The organism is Bradyrhizobium guangdongense, assembly GCF_004114975.1.
Lineage (GTDB): Bacteria > Pseudomonadota > Alphaproteobacteria > Rhizobiales > Xanthobacteraceae > Bradyrhizobium > Bradyrhizobium guangdongense.
On record NZ_CP030051.1, the window covers coordinates 4,001,910 to 4,019,075 of the forward strand.

Annotated in this window: 12 protein-coding genes; 5 read left to right on the forward strand and 7 right to left on the reverse strand. The window is 63.8% G+C overall.

Going from position 1 to position 17,166, the window contains the following annotated elements:
- Positions 1 to 45 precede the first annotated feature (45 nt).
- Positions 46 to 1,938, forward strand: coding sequence for an ATP-dependent zinc metalloprotease FtsH (gene ftsH, locus X265_RS19155; RefSeq protein ID WP_430648575.1), 1,893 nt, complete (start codon positions 46 to 48; stop codon positions 1,936 to 1,938).
- A gap of 44 nt (positions 1,939 to 1,982) precedes the next feature.
- On the opposite strand, the gene X265_RS19160 is transcribed toward ftsH, so the two are convergent.
- The 7 genes from X265_RS19160 to X265_RS19190 are packed head-to-tail and all read right to left on the reverse strand — an operon-like array spanning position 1,983 to position 10,921.
- Positions 1,983 to 2,978, reverse strand: coding sequence for an FAD:protein FMN transferase (locus X265_RS19160; RefSeq protein ID WP_128966217.1), 996 nt, complete (start codon positions 2,976 to 2,978; stop codon positions 1,983 to 1,985).
- On the reverse strand, positions 2,975 to 3,544 hold the full coding sequence (locus tag X265_RS19165; protein WP_128966218.1) for a nitrous oxide reductase accessory protein NosL: 570 nt from the start codon (positions 3,542 to 3,544) through the stop codon (positions 2,975 to 2,977). Before X265_RS19165 ends, X265_RS19160 begins: the two co-directional genes overlap by 4 nt.
- Positions 3,541 to 4,368, reverse strand: coding sequence for an ABC transporter permease (locus tag X265_RS19170; protein WP_188637380.1), 828 nt, complete (start codon positions 4,366 to 4,368; stop codon positions 3,541 to 3,543). The genes X265_RS19165 and X265_RS19170 overlap by 4 nt, the downstream gene beginning before the upstream one ends.
- Positions 4,365 to 5,285 (reverse strand): ABC transporter ATP-binding protein, encoded by a 921-nt coding sequence (locus X265_RS19175; RefSeq protein ID WP_128966220.1) that lies wholly within the window; start codon positions 5,283 to 5,285, stop codon positions 4,365 to 4,367. The genes X265_RS19170 and X265_RS19175 overlap by 4 nt, the downstream gene beginning before the upstream one ends.
- Entirely contained in the window at positions 5,282 to 6,640 is a 1,359-nt protein-coding gene (locus X265_RS19180) for a nitrous oxide reductase family maturation protein NosD (RefSeq protein ID WP_128966221.1), read from the reverse strand. Before X265_RS19180 ends, X265_RS19175 begins: the two co-directional genes overlap by 4 nt.
- A 13-nt stretch (positions 6,641 to 6,653) precedes the next feature.
- Entirely contained in the window at positions 6,654 to 8,597 is a 1,944-nt protein-coding gene (nosZ, locus tag X265_RS19185; protein WP_128966222.1) for a TAT-dependent nitrous-oxide reductase, read from the reverse strand.
- Positions 8,598 to 8,620: 23 nt separating this feature from the next.
- On the reverse strand, positions 8,621 to 10,921 hold the full coding sequence (locus tag X265_RS19190) for a NosR/NirI family protein (RefSeq protein WP_128966223.1): 2,301 nt from the start codon (positions 10,919 to 10,921) through the stop codon (positions 8,621 to 8,623).
- A gap of 171 nt (positions 10,922 to 11,092) precedes the next feature.
- On the opposite strand from X265_RS19190, the gene X265_RS19195 reads away from it, so the two are divergent.
- The 4 genes from X265_RS19195 (at position 11,093) to X265_RS19210 (ending at position 17,128) form a co-directional block, all read left to right on the forward strand.
- Positions 11,093 to 11,968 carry a ferritin-like domain-containing protein gene (locus X265_RS19195; protein ID WP_128966224.1) on the forward strand — a complete coding sequence of 292 codons (876 nt, stop codon included), beginning with the start codon at positions 11,093 to 11,095 and terminating at the stop codon, positions 11,966 to 11,968.
- Between the two features lie 562 nt (positions 11,969 to 12,530).
- Complete coding sequence (locus X265_RS19200; RefSeq protein ID WP_128966225.1) at positions 12,531 to 13,550, forward strand: TRAP transporter substrate-binding protein; 1,020 nt, start codon at positions 12,531 to 12,533, stop codon at positions 13,548 to 13,550.
- 45 nt (positions 13,551 to 13,595) lie between these two features.
- Complete coding sequence (locus X265_RS19205; protein ID WP_373291650.1) at positions 13,596 to 15,455, forward strand: TRAP transporter large permease; 1,860 nt, start codon at positions 13,596 to 13,598, stop codon at positions 15,453 to 15,455.
- A gap of 23 nt (positions 15,456 to 15,478) precedes the next feature.
- Positions 15,479 to 17,128, forward strand: a complete 1,650-nt coding sequence (locus tag X265_RS19210; RefSeq protein ID WP_164938684.1) for an acyl-CoA synthetase — start codon at positions 15,479 to 15,481, stop codon at positions 17,126 to 17,128.
- Positions 17,129 to 17,166: the final 38 nt, after the last annotated feature.

Below are 17,166 nucleotides of genomic sequence, written 5' to 3' on the forward strand. Positions count from 1 at the left end.
ACCGCTGCGCCGGTAACTTTCGACTGCGGCCGACGTCGACGGGAGATGCAGGTGGATTCCGAACAAATATCGCGCAAGCAGACCATTGCGATGGCCATCATTTTTCTGGGCGGCATGCTGCTCGTGGCGTTTCAGTTCGTCTCGACGGCGTACAATTCGATCGAGACCATCCCCTACAGCCAGTTCGAGCAATTGCTTGCCCAGGACAAGCTCGCCGAGGTGTCGGTCGGGACCGACACGATCCAGGGAAAATTGAAGGATCCGCTTCCGAGCGGAAAATCGGCATTCGTCACCGCACGGGTTGATCTGGCTTTGGCCGAGAAGCTCGCGGCCAAGGGCGTGAGCGTGACCGGCATTCCATCCGGCGGCGGACTGCAAAGCCTGCTGTCCTGGATTTTCCCTGTCATCGTCTTCTTCCTGATCTGGTTCTGGCTTGGTCGCGGTGTGGCCGGCGGCCAAGGCTTCGGGGGACTGATGGCGATCGGCAAGTCCCGCGCCAAGGTCTATGTCGAGAAGGACATCAAGGTCACCTTCGCCGACGTCGCCGGCGTCGACGAGGCGAAGTTCGAGCTGCAGGAGGTCGTTTCGTTTCTGAAGGACCCCAAGAGTTACGGCCGTTTGGGCGCTCACGTGCCGAAGGGAATCCTGCTGGTCGGGCCGCCCGGCACGGGAAAGACCTTGCTGGCGCGCGCGGTGGCAGGCGAGGCCGCTGTCCCGTTCTTTTCGATCTCCGGCTCGGAATTCGTCGAGATGTTCGTCGGCGTTGGCGCTGCGCGCGTTCGCGACCTGTTCGAGCAGGCCCGCAAGGCCGCGCCCTGCATCATCTTCGTGGATGAGCTCGACGCGCTGGGACGCAGCCGCGGCCCATTATCGGTCGGCGGCTACGACGAGAAGGAGCAGACTCTCAACCAGCTCCTGTCGGAGCTCGACGGGTTCGATCCAAGCGCGGGCGTCATCCTGCTCGCCGCCACCAATCGCCCCGAGATCCTGGATCCCGCGCTGCTGCGCGCCGGCAGGTTCGATCGGCAGGTCCTGGTCGACCGGCCGGACAAGAACGGTCGCGTGGCCATTCTCAAGGTGCACGTCAGCAAGATCCACACGGGGGAGGATGTCGACCTCGAGAAGGTCGCCGCCCTCACCACGGGCTTCACCGGAGCTGATCTCGCCAACCTGATCAACGAGGCTGCGATCGCGGCGACCAGGCGGAATGGCGAGGAGGTCTCGTTCGCGGATTTTGTCACGGCGATCGAGCGGATCGTGGCCGGCATCGAGAAGAAGAGCAGGGTGCTCGGCAAGAACGAACGGCGCAGGGTCGCGTATCACGAGATGGGACATGCCCTCGTCGCCGCCAGCCTGCCGGGCGTCGATCCCGTGCAGAAGGTGTCGATCATCCCACGCGGAATTGGTGCGCTGGGATACACCATTCAGCGCCCGACCGAGGACAGGTTCTTGCTCACGATCGAGGAGCTGAAGAACCGCATTGCCGTGCTGATGGGAGGACGCGCATCCGAGCGCCTGATTTTTGACGGGGCCATTTCGACCGGCGCCGCCGATGATCTTCAACGGGCCACCGAAGTCGCCATCGAGATGGTGACAAAATACGGCATGGACGAGACGGTCGGGCAACGCACCTATGCGCCAAAACCGCAGGCCTTCATGGCTGCCACCCAGGATACCATCGTTGCGGCGGCGGAAGCGACCGGCCGCGAGATCGATGTTGCGGTGCGCAACCTGGTCGAGGAGGGCGACCGTCGTGCGCGCGACATTCTGCAACGGAAGCGAGCAGACCTGGATGCCGGCGTCGAGATGCTGATCGCGAATGAAACGGTCACGGCGGAGCAGTTTGCGCCGCTGCTCGGCAAGAACATCGAGACGGCAGACCGAACATCGCCGCGGAGTGCAAGAGCGATGTCGGTTTCGGCCACTTCCACGAGTTAGGGTGCGCCGCGCTCCGTTCTCCGCGCCGCATGATCCAAGAGCCGCTACGCGGCGAGCTCGGTGGATTGGCCGGCGTCATCGATGAGGTGCACGCGATCGATATCGACACGCGGCAGCAACGATCGAATCTTCTCTTCCGGCATGAAGCTGAAGGCCGTCGACAAGGCGTCTGCCGCGGTCGCACTGCGCGACACTGTCGTCACGCTGCGATAGCGGTGAGCGCATCCGCCGGTTCGCGGATCGAATAAATGGTTGAACTGCGCCCTGGGATCGAAGCTGAAGCCGTAATTGCCCGAGGTGGACACGGCGCGGTCGACGATCGGTAGCACCGCTTTGGTCTGGCCCGAGACGTCAGGATCGGCGATGCCGACCTCCCACGGTCGTCCGTCGGGTCGCGCGCCAATCGCGCGAGCTTCCCCCATATCGACCAGGCTGTGGGAGACGCCGTGGGCCCGCAGCAAGTCCACCACCTTGTCCGTGACATAGCCTTGCGCGATCCCGTTCAACGTGACCGTCGTGCCCCGGGGCATGACGACGCGGTCGCGGCCGACCGTGATGCGGTCGCTCCCGACGCGCGCGAGCGCGGCCTGGATCGCCGCCGCTGCCGGACCCGCCGGATCCGCGTCCTCTTGCGCGAAGTGGCTGGCATAGAGCTCCCACAGCGGCTGCACGGTCACATCGAACAGTCCGCCCGTCAGCCCTGAGTAGTGCTGCGAGGCCGATAGCAGATCGACCATCTCGGCGGCGGGATCAACCAGAATACCGGTGCGATTCAATTCGACCAGGGCGGAGTCCTTCAGGTACAGGCTGAACAGTTGCTCGAGCCGGCGCGCTTCGGCGCAAGCCACCGCGATCAATCGCTCCGCCCGGCTGCGGTCCTCGGCGTGAATCTCTAGGGTTGCGACCGCACCCAGCATCGTGCCTCGCCAGACGGTCGGCGCGACCTCGGCGCGAACGGAGCGTCCGGCGGACAGCAGGCCGAGGCCCGCCGCTGCGGCACTGATCCGGATGAAGCGTCGGCGTGTCGGCATCTGCATCATGGTTGCCCTTTCGGTCGCTCGCCCGGCAGCCCTTCGGTTGCTTCGGGGGCCGCGTCAATGTTGGCCGTCGCCGACGCCAAGACATAGTCGCGGGGCACATCGTCGAAGCTGACGATCTTGCCGCCATTTTCGCCGACGAACCTCTCGGCTGCGCCGCGGTCGGAGAACGGAACGGCTTCATCGCCGCCCATGCCGCTTCTGATCCGGCTTTCGATCACGAACAGCGCCTTGTGGGCCTCGACCCAGTTGTCGGGGCCGGGCTTGTCCCAGCTCGGCGCTTTGGCCATGTCGGAGACGTAGATCGCCTGAATGTCCTTCGGTTCATCCGGCAGACGGGTGAACGCGAGCGTGTCGCGCACCGACGAGAACCAGACGGGCTCCATCAGGCTGGCGACGAAGATATGCCCCTTCGGCCCGGGGTGCTCGAGCACGTTCATGCCGCAATAATGGCCGATGTCCTCCGCGGTCATCCGCTGCGGCGGCGGAATTGTCGCGGCCTGTTTCTCGTTGCAGCCCGCAAGCACGAGCGGCAGCAACATCGCGCAAGCGATCGCCCAATGCCTCATAGCTCTCTCCGCGAAAAAGCGAGCGCGGCCAGCGCCAGCGGAACCATGGTCCAGCAGAGCAGGGCGGCCAGAAGAACCGGCACCGTCAGCGACGCGCTCTGCGCGAGGCCGGCCATGCCGGCAAAGGTGCTGACATTGGCGAACCCGGTGAGATTGATCAGCCGGTAGGCATCGGTCGGATTCGACAGCAGCATGGCGTTGAGCGCTGTCGCGGAGATGTTGCGTCCCTGGTCGAGCGCAAGCACGCCCAGCAGCGCCATGTCGTAGATCAGCACCAGCAGCAGCCACAGCCCGATGCAGATGCCGGCCGCGGTTCCCCGGTCGCGCACGAGCGCGCTGACCAGATATCCGATCGCCACGAAAGCTGCGCCCAGCAGCACGGAGGAGCCGATCATCGCCATGAAGGCCAGCAGGCTGTCGCTATCGACGTGGCTGCCCGTCGCCGCCAATGCCCCGACGGCAAGCCCATAGCCGAGACAGGTCGCGAAGGCGAGAACGGCGAGATGACCCAGGAACTTGCCGAGCAATACCTGCCATCGCGCGACCGGATAGCTTAGCAGCAACAGCATCGTTCCGCGCTCCATCTCGCCGACGATCGCGTCGTGAGAGATCAGAAGCGCGATCAGCGGAACCAGAAAGATGGTCAGGCTCGACAGGCTGACGACGACAACGTCGAGCGCGCGAACGCCGACGTTCCCGGTTGGCGCGCTGCCGAGGAAGCTCAGCGACAGCGCAAGCCCGGCGAGCAGCAGCGTCGCCGCGAGCACCCAGCGATTGCGAATCGCCTGGTGGATCTCCTTGGCTGCGACGATCAGGACATTCATGATGCCTGCTCCGATTGCCTGAGGAAGTGTGCGTAGAGCTCATCCAGGGACGGGGGGACCACATCGACGTCCTCGACCGAATTGCCCGAGGCGGTCGCGCGGTGCAGTAGCTCGATCTTCCGCTCCGGCGCGGCGTCGATCTCGACGATGTGACCATTCAGCCGGCGGCAGGTCACATCCTGCGGGGCCCAGCGCGGCAGCTCGCTCGGGGCGAGACCCGAAACCTTGAGGCGGATCCTGGTGGGGAGCTGGGCGAGGCGGCGCAGCTCTGCAATCGATCCGTCCGCGACCTTGATGCCTCGGTTCATGATGATGACCCGGCCGGCGCACTCCTCGAGCTCGGTGAGCGCGTGAGATGACAGCAGCACGGTCGCACCGTCCGCGGCAAGCCGCTGGATGACATCGTAGAAGGTCTGACGCAGCTCTGGATCGAGTCCGGTGGTCGGCTCGTCCAGCAGCAGCACCCGCGGGCGCCCGATCAACGCCTGCGCAAGCCCCAGGCGCTGGCGCATGCCCTTCGAATAGGTGCCGACCCTGCGGCGGCTGGCGGCTCCCAGTCCGACGGTGTCGAGCAGATCGAGCGCCCTCGCCACCGGCTCGCGCTTGAGCCTGGCGTAGAACGCCTGCGTTTCGCGGGCGGTCAGAGCGGCATCGAATGAGACGTTCTCAGGCAAGTAACCGAGCTGGCGGCGGCCGGCGAATTGGCCGGCGGCGGGATTGTCGCCGAGGACCTCGATGGAGCCGCTGGTCGGCCGTATCAGCCCCAGCATCAGTTTCATGAGCGTGGTCTTGCCGGCACCGTTGTGGCCGATCAGGGCCACCAGCTCGCCCTGGCTGAGCTCGAACGAGGCGCCGCGGACGGCTTTGACGCTGCCGTAGTCTTTCGTGACGTCGGAGATGCGCACCGTCTTGGTCATCGTGCCTCCTTGGCCGTGCGGCGCGGAGGCGGGGAGATGAGAGGGTGGGTATCGATGACGCCTCCCGGCAGCAGGGCCGGGAACTGTGCCTGCGCCCAGCGGATCACCTGGACCGCGGGGCTGTTGATGAGGACTTTTGCCGCAGGCGCGGTCCACAGCACGCGATCGATGAGGTCGTTCGGCCGGTATGCGGTATCGGCGATTCCATCGCCGTTGAGGTCGAACGCCGGATTGTCGCTCCAGTAATTGCCGCGCCCGCCGGTCGACCAATCCAGGTTGCGGGTGCCGACATATTTCACCTGGTTGGCGTTGTTCACGAAGGCGTTGCCCGTGATCTCGTTGCCTTCGGAGCCGGCGGTGAAGTGCACGCCGATGGCGCAGTTCTCGAACAGGTTGTTGCGGAACTTGTTGTGATTGGCGTTGTAGATGAACACGCATTTTTCCGGGCCGTTCCGAAGCGGGCCCGCCCGCACCGCGGCCGGAAGCATGCCTCGTTCGTCGTCAGGACCGTTGTCCGTCGCGTCCATTGTCGAGCTCAACGGGCCGCCTGTGACACGGTTGCCGTCGATCTCGGCGTAGTTCGCATAGTTGAACAGGAATCCGTGGTCGCGATCGTGATCGGAGATGTTGCCGCGGATCACCAGCCGGTTCGAATACATGATGGCGTATCCGACATGGTTGCCGATCGAGACGTTGCCACTGACTTCGCTGTCATTGGTGTACATGTAATGGATCGCGAAGCGGACCTGGTCGAAACGATTGTTGATGAAGCGGTCCTTGCTGCTGGAGACCGAGAAGATGCCGTCGCGGCCGTAGCGGAAAGTGTTGTCATCGATGGTGACGTCGGGAGCATTCCAAAGCGAGATGCCGTTGCCGGCCTCGCTGAGACGCCCGCCGCGCAGACCCTCGATGTCGTTGCGAGTGACCCGTGAACCGCGGGCACCGTGCACGTAGACGCCGAACAGGTTTTCCACCAGCCGGTTGTCTTCGATGGTGGCGCGTTCGGCCGTCTTCTGCAGGAAAATTCCGGAGTTCATGGCCTGCAGATCGCGGCCGGACCCCCGGATGGTCACGCCGCGAACCGTGACGTCCGGCGCGGTGACCGTGACGACGTTGTCGGCGCCGTCACCGTCGAGCACCGCGCCCTGTCTGCCGACCAGCTGCAACGGACGATCGATGCGAACCGAGCCGTGATAGTCGCCGGGGGAGAGCTCGACGACGTCGCCGGCGCGCGCGTTATCCAGCAACGCCTGCAACGGCTGCCCCGGCGTAGCCGTCAGGGTCTCCGCGCTGGCGAAGCCAGACACCCCGGCGGCGACCAGCGCCGCCGGGAACATGCGCAACAAGACGTTCACGAGCTCGCTCCTGTCAGACCGACTTCGGCTCGACCAACATCCGGCCCTTCATCTCCATGTGCATGGCGTGGCAGAACCAGGAGCAATAATACCAGTAAACTCCCGGCTTGTTGGCCGTGAACGTAACAGATGCGGTGGCCATCGGCCCAATTTCCATCTGGATACCGTAGTTCACGATGCAGAAGCCGTGGGTGAGATCCTCGACCGCATCGATATTGGTAATGTAGACGGTGACCTCGTCACCCTGCTTGACATCGAACTTCTCGAGGCCGAACGCCGGCGCGGTCGAGGTCATGTAGACGCGCACCTTGTTGCCGTCGCGAATGACCTTCGAGTCCGCCTCCAGATTGACGCCGTCCGCCTTGGCCTGCTTGACCGCATCCGCAAACATCGGATCCGCGCGGTCCCAGATCGAGATCGGGTTGATCTTGGAACGGTGGACGATGGTCGCGTCATGCGGCTCGGCGAAGCTCGGGCCGTCGTGCACCAGCTTCATCTGGTCGCCCGAGATGTCAATCAGCTGATCGTTTTCCGGCTTCAGCGGTCCGACGTTCAGGAACCGGTCCTTGGAGAACTTGTTCAGCGAGATCAGCCATTTCCCGTCCGCCTCCTTGGTCTGGCCCATGGAGCTGTGGTTGTGGCCGGGCTGATAATGCACGTCGAGCTTCTGAAGGATGGGATTGACCTTTTCTCCCTTGAAGGCGCGCTTGGCCAGGTCGATGTTCCATTTGACGACCTGGCTATCGAGGAACAGGGTGGTATAGGCGTTGCCCTTGCCGTCATAGGCCGTATGCAGAGGCCCGAGGCCGAGTTCGGGCTCGGCGACGACGACGTCGCGCGGTTTGATCTTGTCGTCAAACAACTGGTCGAACAGCCGCACGTCCATCACTGTCACGGTCGGGGAGAGCTTACCGGCGGCGACGATGTGGATGCCGTCTGGCGCCGTGTTCATGCCGTGCGGATTGTTCGAGACCGGAACGTAACGGGTATAGGCCGACCCCTTGCGGCCGTCGATCACGGGCACGCCGTTCATTTCCTTGAAGTCGCCTTTCTTGACGGCTTCCTCAATTCGCTTGATGTTGAAGATGACGACCCAATCCTGTTCGTTGGCCGTCATTTCGGCCAAGGTGACGCCTTCCTCGCCGTTGTAGCAGGTCGAGAAGGCATACTTGCCCTGGTAGTCAGCGTCGACGTTGTCGAGGTTGCCGCTGACGATCACCTGCCAGGCGACCTTCATCGTGTCGCCGTCGATCGCACTGAAGATCGACCGATATTGCTTGGGATCGTCCAGGACCTTGCCGTCGTTGGGCAGGGGCACACCATCCTCGCCGTTGGCGAACACATAACCGGTGCGCGGATATTTCTGCACCCTCAGGCCGTGGACCGTATGCTGGTTGGGCAGCTCGATGATCTTGTCGCACTTCATGACGTCGAGCCGCACCCGCGCGACGCGCGTGTTGGCCTTGTCGTTCATGAAGGCATAGCGGCCGTCATAAGTGCCATCCGTGAAGGAGATGTGGGGATGGTGGAGATCGCCGTTCATGAACGTGCCGCCGCGAGTCTTGAGGAATTCGCGGGTGGCCGGCTGCAGGCCCTCGGTCAGAACCTTCAGGCTTTCATTGGTCAGGCCCCAGCCGGTCGCGCTGCAGCGATTGAACACCGGAACGCGCATCAGCTCGCGCATCGAGGGGAGGCCGAGGATTCGCATCTCGCCGGACTGTCCGCTCGAGAAGAACACATAATATTCGTCGAGCTCGCCGGGCGCCACTTCGGCCTTTTGGAGTCCCGATCGCGCCGGCGGCGCCGCGGGGGTCTTCGTCTGAGCATCGGCGGGCGAGATCAATCCGCCGCCGTCCTTCATCGCGACGCCGCCCGCCAGGCCGACGCCCGCCGCAGCCGCCGTCGTTCCCAGTATCGTTCGCCGGCTGACGCCCTTGACTTTGTCGTTCTCGCTCATGATTGCCTCCTCGGCTTTCGGTTTCAGGTTTCGGGTGGAGAGGTGACGGGTGATGCGCTGACAGGTTTTCCGCCGGCGGTGATGACGGTCGCGGGACCCTTGCCGCCGGCGCGCATTGAGGGCGACGACAAGGCCTGACGCTTCTCGCGCTTCAGCCGCACCTGGATCATGTGCGGGCAGCGATGGTCGTCGTAGTAGAGCTCCTGGCAATGCATGCAGTAGATGCATTCATTGACGTTGATATGTCCTTCCGGATGGATCGACTGCACCGGACATTCCTTGGCGCAGCGCTGGCACGGCGAGCCGCATTCCTGCCAGCGGCGAAGCCATTCGAACGTCCTCATGCGTCCGGGAATCGCAAGCGCCGCACCGAGCGGACAGAGGTAGCGGCAGAAGAAGCGCTCGATGAATAGGCCGATCACGAGCAGCGCGACCGCGTAGAGGACGAACGGCCATTGTCGCGCGAACTTCAGGATGATGGCCGTCTTGAACGGTTCGATCTCGGCGAACCGTTCGGCCATATCGACGGAGTAGAGCGACAAGCCGAACAGACCCAGGAAGACGATATATTTGATGGGCCAGAGCCGCTCGTGCAGGCCCCATGGCACCGTGATTTGAGGCACCTTCAACCACTTGGCGACTTGGTTGGTCAGCTCCTGCAGCGCGCCAAAGGGGCATAGCCAGCCGCAGAACGGACCGCGCCCCCAGAAGAGAAGACCTCCGGCCGTCGCAGCCCACAGGATGAAGATCAGCGGAGCGGCGAGAAAGAACTCCCAATGGAAGCCGGTCACCAGCGCGTTGGTGAAGGTGACGACGTTGACCACCGAGAGCTGGGCGTTGGCGTACCAGCCGAGCCAGACCACGACGAAGGCGAGATAGCCTCGCCGAACCCAGTTGTAGAGCACCGGACGGCGCACCAGCAGGTTTTGGAAGAAGAAGATGCCGGTGAGGGCGGCCAGCATGAACGCTGTAATGCCGACAGAGACCGCGTTGGCACGCCATATCCGCATCCAGAGCGGCTCGTCCGTCTCCGCCGGCGGGGCTGCTGCCGGCGCCTCCGCTGCAGGGGCCGCGGCGCTCTCCGGCACGGTCACCGCGCGCTGCTCGCGGCGCATGTACTGATCGGGCAGGGCGTAATTGATGTCGAATGTCAGGAACGCCTTGTCGCGTCCGCCCAGGCTTCGCTGCACGAGCAATTGCAGTTGCCAGGGCTGCGTCGGATCGAGCGTGAACTCGGGCGGCGTGACGAACAGGGCGATTTCCTTGAACTCGGGCGCGCCAGCAGCGGCCAGAGCGCCCAGCCGCGTATGGTTGCGGTCGCGAAAGCGCGTGCTGTTGCCGTCCTGCAAGATCTCGATGCGATCGAAAATGCCGCCGCGAACGTAGGCCGAGCCCTTGAAAGAGTAGGCGCCGTTGCCGGCCACGATGATGGCCTGCTGTCCCGGCTTCAGCCTGTCCTTCAGCCGTTGATAGCCGTCATCGCCGAGCAGGCTGCGCCCGATCGTCGGCGCGGTGACGAGCGCCGCATACAGGTCGATGAAGCTGTCGCTCGCATCGCCCGGCTCGGGATACTGGCTCGCCGCCGCGTTGCCGGACTTTGCGAAGGCCTCGTTGATGTCGCCGATCCCGAGATGAAGCCGGCGCACCGAGCCGTCGCCGACGAGGCTGTCCCAGTCGCGCACTTCGCTATGTTCGAGATCGAGGGTCTTGATGACCGGGGGCAGGGCTGCCGATGCCGCTGCGCCGTCTCCGCCACCGACGCGACCGCTCCGGATCAGCTTGGACGCGGCGCGGACGATGCTGTCGCTCATCACCAGCACCGTGACGGTTGCGCCGCTGACGATATCAACCTGCGGCGGATTCTCGGCCCCGCTTGCGACCGGCTTCATGTCCTTGCCGATCAGAGAATTCATGGCCGCGACGATTCGGGCCTCGGGAATGCCGACCAGCACGATCGGTTCCTTATGGTCGACGAGCTTGATGCCGGTGATGACGCCTTTCGGATCGATCCCTGCCAGGATGTGGATCGGCTTGCCCGAGTATCCGACCGCGTTGGCGAAGTCGGAGTTCAGGAAGACAAATCCCTGCAGTTGGTCGCCGCGGTAGACCGGAACAATGGGCGGATCGCCCTGCGGCGTGCCAAAACGATCCGCACCGGGGAAAAACTCCGCGGGCGTGAGCTTCGGCAGGTATGTCTGAAAATCGCCGGCGGCGGATGCGGGCGAGATGCACGCAAGACACAGCAAGAGCAAGAATAGTGAGCTCGCGAGCGCGCGTGCTGCACGCCTCGCGAGGCCGTTTTTGTCATGCGGCTGTTGCGACATTTCGATTCAAACGCGATCTGCGCGGCCGAGAGGGCCGCGTGTGCTGAAAGATACTTCGTCGATGATTTGTCGCCGCTGACGTGTCACACTCATCGTCAGCGACCGCATCTGTCAACTCCGCAAAACCCCTTATGCGGAACCGAATAGTCGTCTGCATCTGGAGCCATCGTTATGCCATTCCTGCGCACGTCATTGCTGAGTGCCGAGCCCGGTCGTGTACCGAAGTCTCTCGACGAGCTCTTTGCGCTAGCGCACGCAATGGAGCAGGAGGCGGCAAATCGTTACGACGATTTGGCCAAAGAGATGCGCAAGCAGGGGAAGAATGATCTCGCCGATGTCTTTGCGCGACTAAGTTCCGCCGAGCGCGAGCACGTCGACAGCGTCGCGCGCTGGTCACAATCGCGTCGCGGCAAGGTTCCGGATCCCGTGCTGGTGCGCTGGCAGACGCCCGAAGCGATCGATGCGGAAGTCGCCGCGGACGCGAAGACATCCCGCTTGATGACGCCCTATCGCGCGCTCGCAATGGCCGTCCGCAATGAGGAGCGCGCCTTCGCTTTCTGGTCCTATCTCGCGGCTTATTCCGATGATCCCGAGATCAAGAGGGCGTCTGAGGCCATGGCGAGCGAAGAGCTTGGCCATGTTGCCGCGCTGCGAAAGGAGAGGCGTCGCGCTTACCATCGCGAACACGATCAGGACTCTGCCGGTGCATCGGGAACCGCAGCATTGCAGATTGATGCGCGGAAGCTGGAGCTTCGCCTGGCAGACCAGCTCGCTGATCTCGAGCGACACATGAGCGGGCCGGCCGCAGTCCGGACACGAGAGCTTCGCGACGAGACGGTCAGGATGGCCGACGCTGCCGCCGATGTCGGCCGCTTTCCGGTCTCCCTGGCAGGAAAGGGTTCGCTGGAGATCGCCGAGGCGCTGGTCGACACTTATCTCGACGGGGCCGAGCGCTCGAATGACGCTGCTCGCACCGAAGTCCTGCAACAGATGGCGGAGAGGGCAATCGCACGACTGGCCTGGCTCCGGTCGCTTTCGGCGGATTAGCGCTTGCGCTGACCCGGGCGAGGCTGGCTTCCGTCCAACCCAGGCTTCCGTCCAACCTAGGCTTCCGCCGACCCCGCACGCTGCGCTGACACCCTTGGCATGTCCTGCCAGTGGGTTCGCCTCGGTCGGTTTCGGAGCTTGCACTGGGCGCGAGCTGCCGTCGCGCGTCGGTCTTCTGACGGGGCAAGGATGGGGCAAGGGGCCAATTTGGGGGAGCCATCATCCGGGTCGTCCTGATCCGCCTCGCATATCCGTAATTCGCATAAGGTATATTATGGAATATATTTATATACAATCAGATCAGATGTTTAGCCGAAATTGCTATCACTGGGCTTTCGCTTCCCTGCGATTTCCGGCCCCGGGTTGGTTCAGCTCGTCAGGACTTGACCGCTACTGTGCATGGGGTTGTTTTTCAGATTTTGAATTGGGCCGATGTCTTATTGCCGCGACCTTGTCGGGCTGCAATAAGCGAGCTCCGCGAGATCGCAGATGACCTTCAGGCCCGACGTCCGTATGGTCTGCGTCTCACAACAAGAACAATCTTCTGAGGAAGCACAGACCCATGAGTTTTTCCCGCCGCACGCTTCTAAAGGCCTCCGCCGCGACCGCCGTTTTTGGCGGCGTCAGCGCAACCTATGTGGCCCGTGCCCAGGCTGCCGAGTTCACCTACAAATACGCCAATAACCTGCCCGACACGCACCCGCTCAACATCCGCGCCAAGGAGATGGCTGCGGCGATCAAGAGCGAGACTGGCGGCAAGTTCGACCTCCAGATCTTCCCCAATAACCAGCTTGGCTCGGACACCGACATGCTGAGCCAGATCCGTTCCGGCGGCGTCGAGTTCTTCACGCTGTCCGGCCTGATTCTGTCGACCCTGGTGCCGGCGGCATCCATCAACGGCATCGGCTTCGCATTTCCGGATTACGACACGGTCTGGAAGGCCATGGACGGTGACCTCGGCGCTTATGTCCGCGGCGAGATCAAGAAGGCCGGCCTCGAGGTCATGGACAAGATCTGGGACAACGGCTTCCGCCAGACCACGTCGTCGACCAAGCCCATCAACGGTCCTGACGACTTCAAGGGTTTCAAGATCCGCGTGCCGGTATCGCCACTGTGGACCTCGATGTTCAAGGCCTTCGACGCCGCGCCCGCCTCGATCAATTTCGCCGAAGTCTATTCCGCGCTCCAGACCAAGATCGTCGAGGGCCAGGAGAACCCGCTGGCGATCATCTCGACCGCCAAGCTCTACGAGGTTCAGAAATACTGCTCGCTGACCAACCACATGTGGGACGGCTTCTGGTTCCTGGCCAATCGGAGAGCCTGGGAGAAACTCCCACAGGACGTGCGCACCATCGTCGCCAAGAACATCAACGCCGCCGCCATCAAGGAACGTGAGGATACGGCCAAGCTGAACGCTGGTCTCCAGCAGGAGCTCGCGGGCAAGGGCCTGACCTTCAACCAGCCCGCGGTCGCGCCCTTCCGCGACAAGCTGCGCACCGCCGGCTTCTACGCCGAGTGGAAGGGCAAGTATGGCGAGCAGGCCTGGGAGCTCTTGGAAAAGGCCGTCGGCAAACTGTCGTAACGCGTTGGGGCCGTCATGGCTCATACCGGGGTTCAGGTGAGCGAAATGATGGGCGAGGCGACCGTTCAGTCCCCTCGCCGATCCTCCGTGCTGGCCTCGCTCGAGCGCATCCTCGGCCTCGCCGTCGAAATCCCGGCGGCCATTCTGGTGGTCGTCGAGATCGCGATCCTGTTTGCCGGCGTCGTCGCGCGCTACGGCTTGCATCGGCCGCTGATCTGGTCCGATGAGCTCGCTTCGATCCTGTTCCTGTGGCTGGCGATGCTGGGCGCGGCAGTCGCATTTCGCCGCTCTGAGCACATGCGCATGACCGCGGTTGTCGCGCGTGCGCGGCCGGCCACGCGCGCTTATCTCGACCTCGTCGCCACCTGCGCAGCGTTGGCCTTCCTCGTGCTGATCATCTGGCCGGCCTGGGACTACGCCTACGAGGAAAGTTTCATCACCACGCCGGCGCTGCAGATCTCGAACATGTGGCGCGCCGTCGCGCTGCCGGTCGGGATCTGCCTGATGGCGGCGTTCGCGCTGGTCCGGCTGTTCCGCACTGCCGATTATCGCATGGTGCTGACGGCCGTGATCTCCGTTGTCGTCGTGGTCGGTTTGTTCTGGCTGGCACAGCCTTATTTGCGGCCTCTCGGCAATCTCAATCTCGTTATCTTCTTCGTCGGCGTCGCCGGCTTCTGCGTCTTCGCCGGCGTTCCCATCGCGTTCGGCTTTGGCCTCGCGATCTTCGGCTATCTGGCGCTCACCACGCCCACGCCGGTCATGGTGCTGGTCGGGCGGATGGACGAGGGCATGAGCCATCTGATCCTGCTGTCGGTGCCGCTGTTCGTCTTCCTGGGGCTTCTGATCGAGATGACCGGCATGGCCCGGGCGATGGTGGCGTTCCTGGGAAGCCTGCTCGGCCACGTCCGCGGCGGGCTGCACTACGTGCTGGTAGGCGCGATGTACCTGGTCTCCGGCATATCAGGCGCCAAGGCCGCCGACATGGCCGCGGTCGCGCCCGTGCTGTTTCCTGAAATGAAGCAGCGTGGTGCCAAGCCCGGCGATCTCGTCGCGCTGCTGGCGGCGACCGGCGCCCAAACCGAGACCATCCCGCCGAGCCTCGTGCTGATCACGATCGGCTCGGTCACCGGCGTCTCGATCGCGGCGCTGTTCACCGGCGGCCTGCTGCCTGGTGTCGTGCTCGCGATCACGCTGTGCATGCTGGTGCGCTGGCGTTACCGCCACGAGGACATGAGCCATGTCCGCCGCGCCACGGCCTCCGAGATCGGCAAGACCTTCATCGTCGCCCTGCCCGCGCTCGCGCTGCCTTTCGTGATCCGCTACGCCGTGGTCGAGGGCATCGCGACCGCAACCGAAGTCTCCACCATCGGCATCGTCTATGGCGCCCTGGTCGGCCTGTTGATCTATCGCCGCTTCGACTGGCGGCGGCTGTTTCCGATGCTGGTCGAAACGGCTGCGCTGTCGGGCGCGATCCTGCTGATCATCGGCACCGCCACCGGCATGGCCTGGGGCCTGACCCAATCAGGCTTCTCGCGCTCGCTAGCGGCAGCCATGACCGGATTGCCCGGGGGAGCTGCGACCTTCATCGCCGTATCCATCCTGGCCTTCACGATCCTCGGCAGCGTTCTGGAGGGCATCCCCGCGATCGTGCTGTTCGGACCCTTGCTATTTCCGATCGCCCGCGCCGTCGGCGTGCACGAGGTGCACTACGCCATGGTGATCATTCTGGCGATGGGTATCGGGCTATTCGCGCCGCCCTTCGGCGTCGGCTATTATGCGGCCTGCGCCATTGGACGCGTCGATCCAGCCGACGGCATCAGACCGATCTGGGGCTATCTGGTGGCGCTGCTGGTGGGATTGATCATCGTCGCGGTCTTCCCCTGGATTTCGATTGGATTCCTGTAAGCGCGGCGTCACGGAGGGTGTCGATGAGTGATCGGCAGAACCAGTACAATATCGGCCTCGACAAGACCCCTGCCAACTACGTGCCGCTATCGCCGCTGAGCTTCCTTGCGCGCAGCGCTGCGGTGTACCCGGATCACGTCAGCACGGTCTATGAGGGCCGCAGCTTCACCTGGGCGCAGACGCATGAGCGCTGTAAGCGCTTTGCGTCATATCTCGCCGGCAAGGGCATCGGCGTCGGCGACACCGTCGCGGCGATGCTGCCGAACATCCCGGCGATGAACGAAGCACATTTCGCGGTCCCGATGACGGGCGCCGTGCTCAACGCTCTCAACATCCGGCTCGATGCGCCCTCGATCGCGTTCCAGCTCGATCACGGCGGCGCCAGAATCATCCTGGTCGATCCCGAATTTTCCGGCGTGATCACCGATGCGCTGGCCCAGATGACCGGGCCAAAGCCGTTCGTGATCGACGTTGACGATGCCGCCTTCACGGGCGCCAAGCGCATCGGCGAGATCGAATATGAAGCGGCCGTCGCGCAAGGCGATCCGAATTTTGCAGCGATCGCGCCGGGCGATGAATGGGATGCGATCGCGCTGAGCTATACCTCGGGCACGACGGGCAATCCCAAGGGCGTCGTGACCCATCATCGCGGCGCCTATCTGAACGCCGTCAGCAACATCCTCGCCGGCAATCTCGGCCAGCATCCGGTCTATCTGTGGACCCTGCCGATGTTTCACTGCAATGGCTGGTGCTTCCCCTGGACCATGGCGGCAGCTGCCGGAATCAATGTCTGCCTGCGCAAGGTCGAGCCGACCAGGATCTTCGAGCTGATCAGGCAGCACGGCGTCACCCATATGTGCGGCGCGCCGATCGTCTACAACACGCTGATCAACGCACCCGATGCACCGAAAGGAAATGCGGCTCGCCGCGTGGTCGGCCTGATCGCCGGCGCGGCCCCGCCGGTCGCAGTCCTCGAAGGCGCCGAGCGCATCGGCATCAAGCTCACGCACGTCTATGGCCTGACCGAGGTCTACGGCCCCGCCTCCGTCTGCGCCGAGCAGCCCGGCTGGGACGATCTTCCCGCCGCCGAGCGCGCGCGCATGAAGCGCCGGCAGGGCGTGCCCTACCCGCTCGAGGAAAGCGTCACCGTCATCGATCCCAACACCATGCAGCAGGTCCCGCGCGACGGCGAGACGATCGGCGAGGTCATGTTTCGCGGCAACATCGTGATGAAGGGCTACCTCAAGAACGAGAAGGCGACCAAGGAAGCCTTCGAGGGCGGCTGGTTTCACACCGGCGATCTCGGCGTGCTCGACGAGCACGGCTACGTCACGATCAAGGACCGGTCCAAGGACATCATCATCTCGGGCGGCGAGAACGTCTCGTCCGTCGAAGTCGAGGATATCCTCTACAAGCACCCGGCCGTGCTGTTCGCCGCGGTGGTTGCCAAGCCTGATCCCAAATGGGGCGAAGTGCCTTGCGCCTTCGTCGAGCTGAAGGACGGCGCCAGCGCGACCGAAGCCGACATCATCGCCTTCTGCCGCACGCATATGAGCGGCTTCAAGACACCGAAGGCCGTCGTCTTCGGGCCGATCCCGAAGACGTCGACCGGCAAGATCCAGAAATTCCTGCTGCGCAACGAAGTCGGCTCGGCCAAAGCCATTTCGGCGTGAGAGAGACCGCATAACCTTCCGCCTGAGAGATTCAGGCG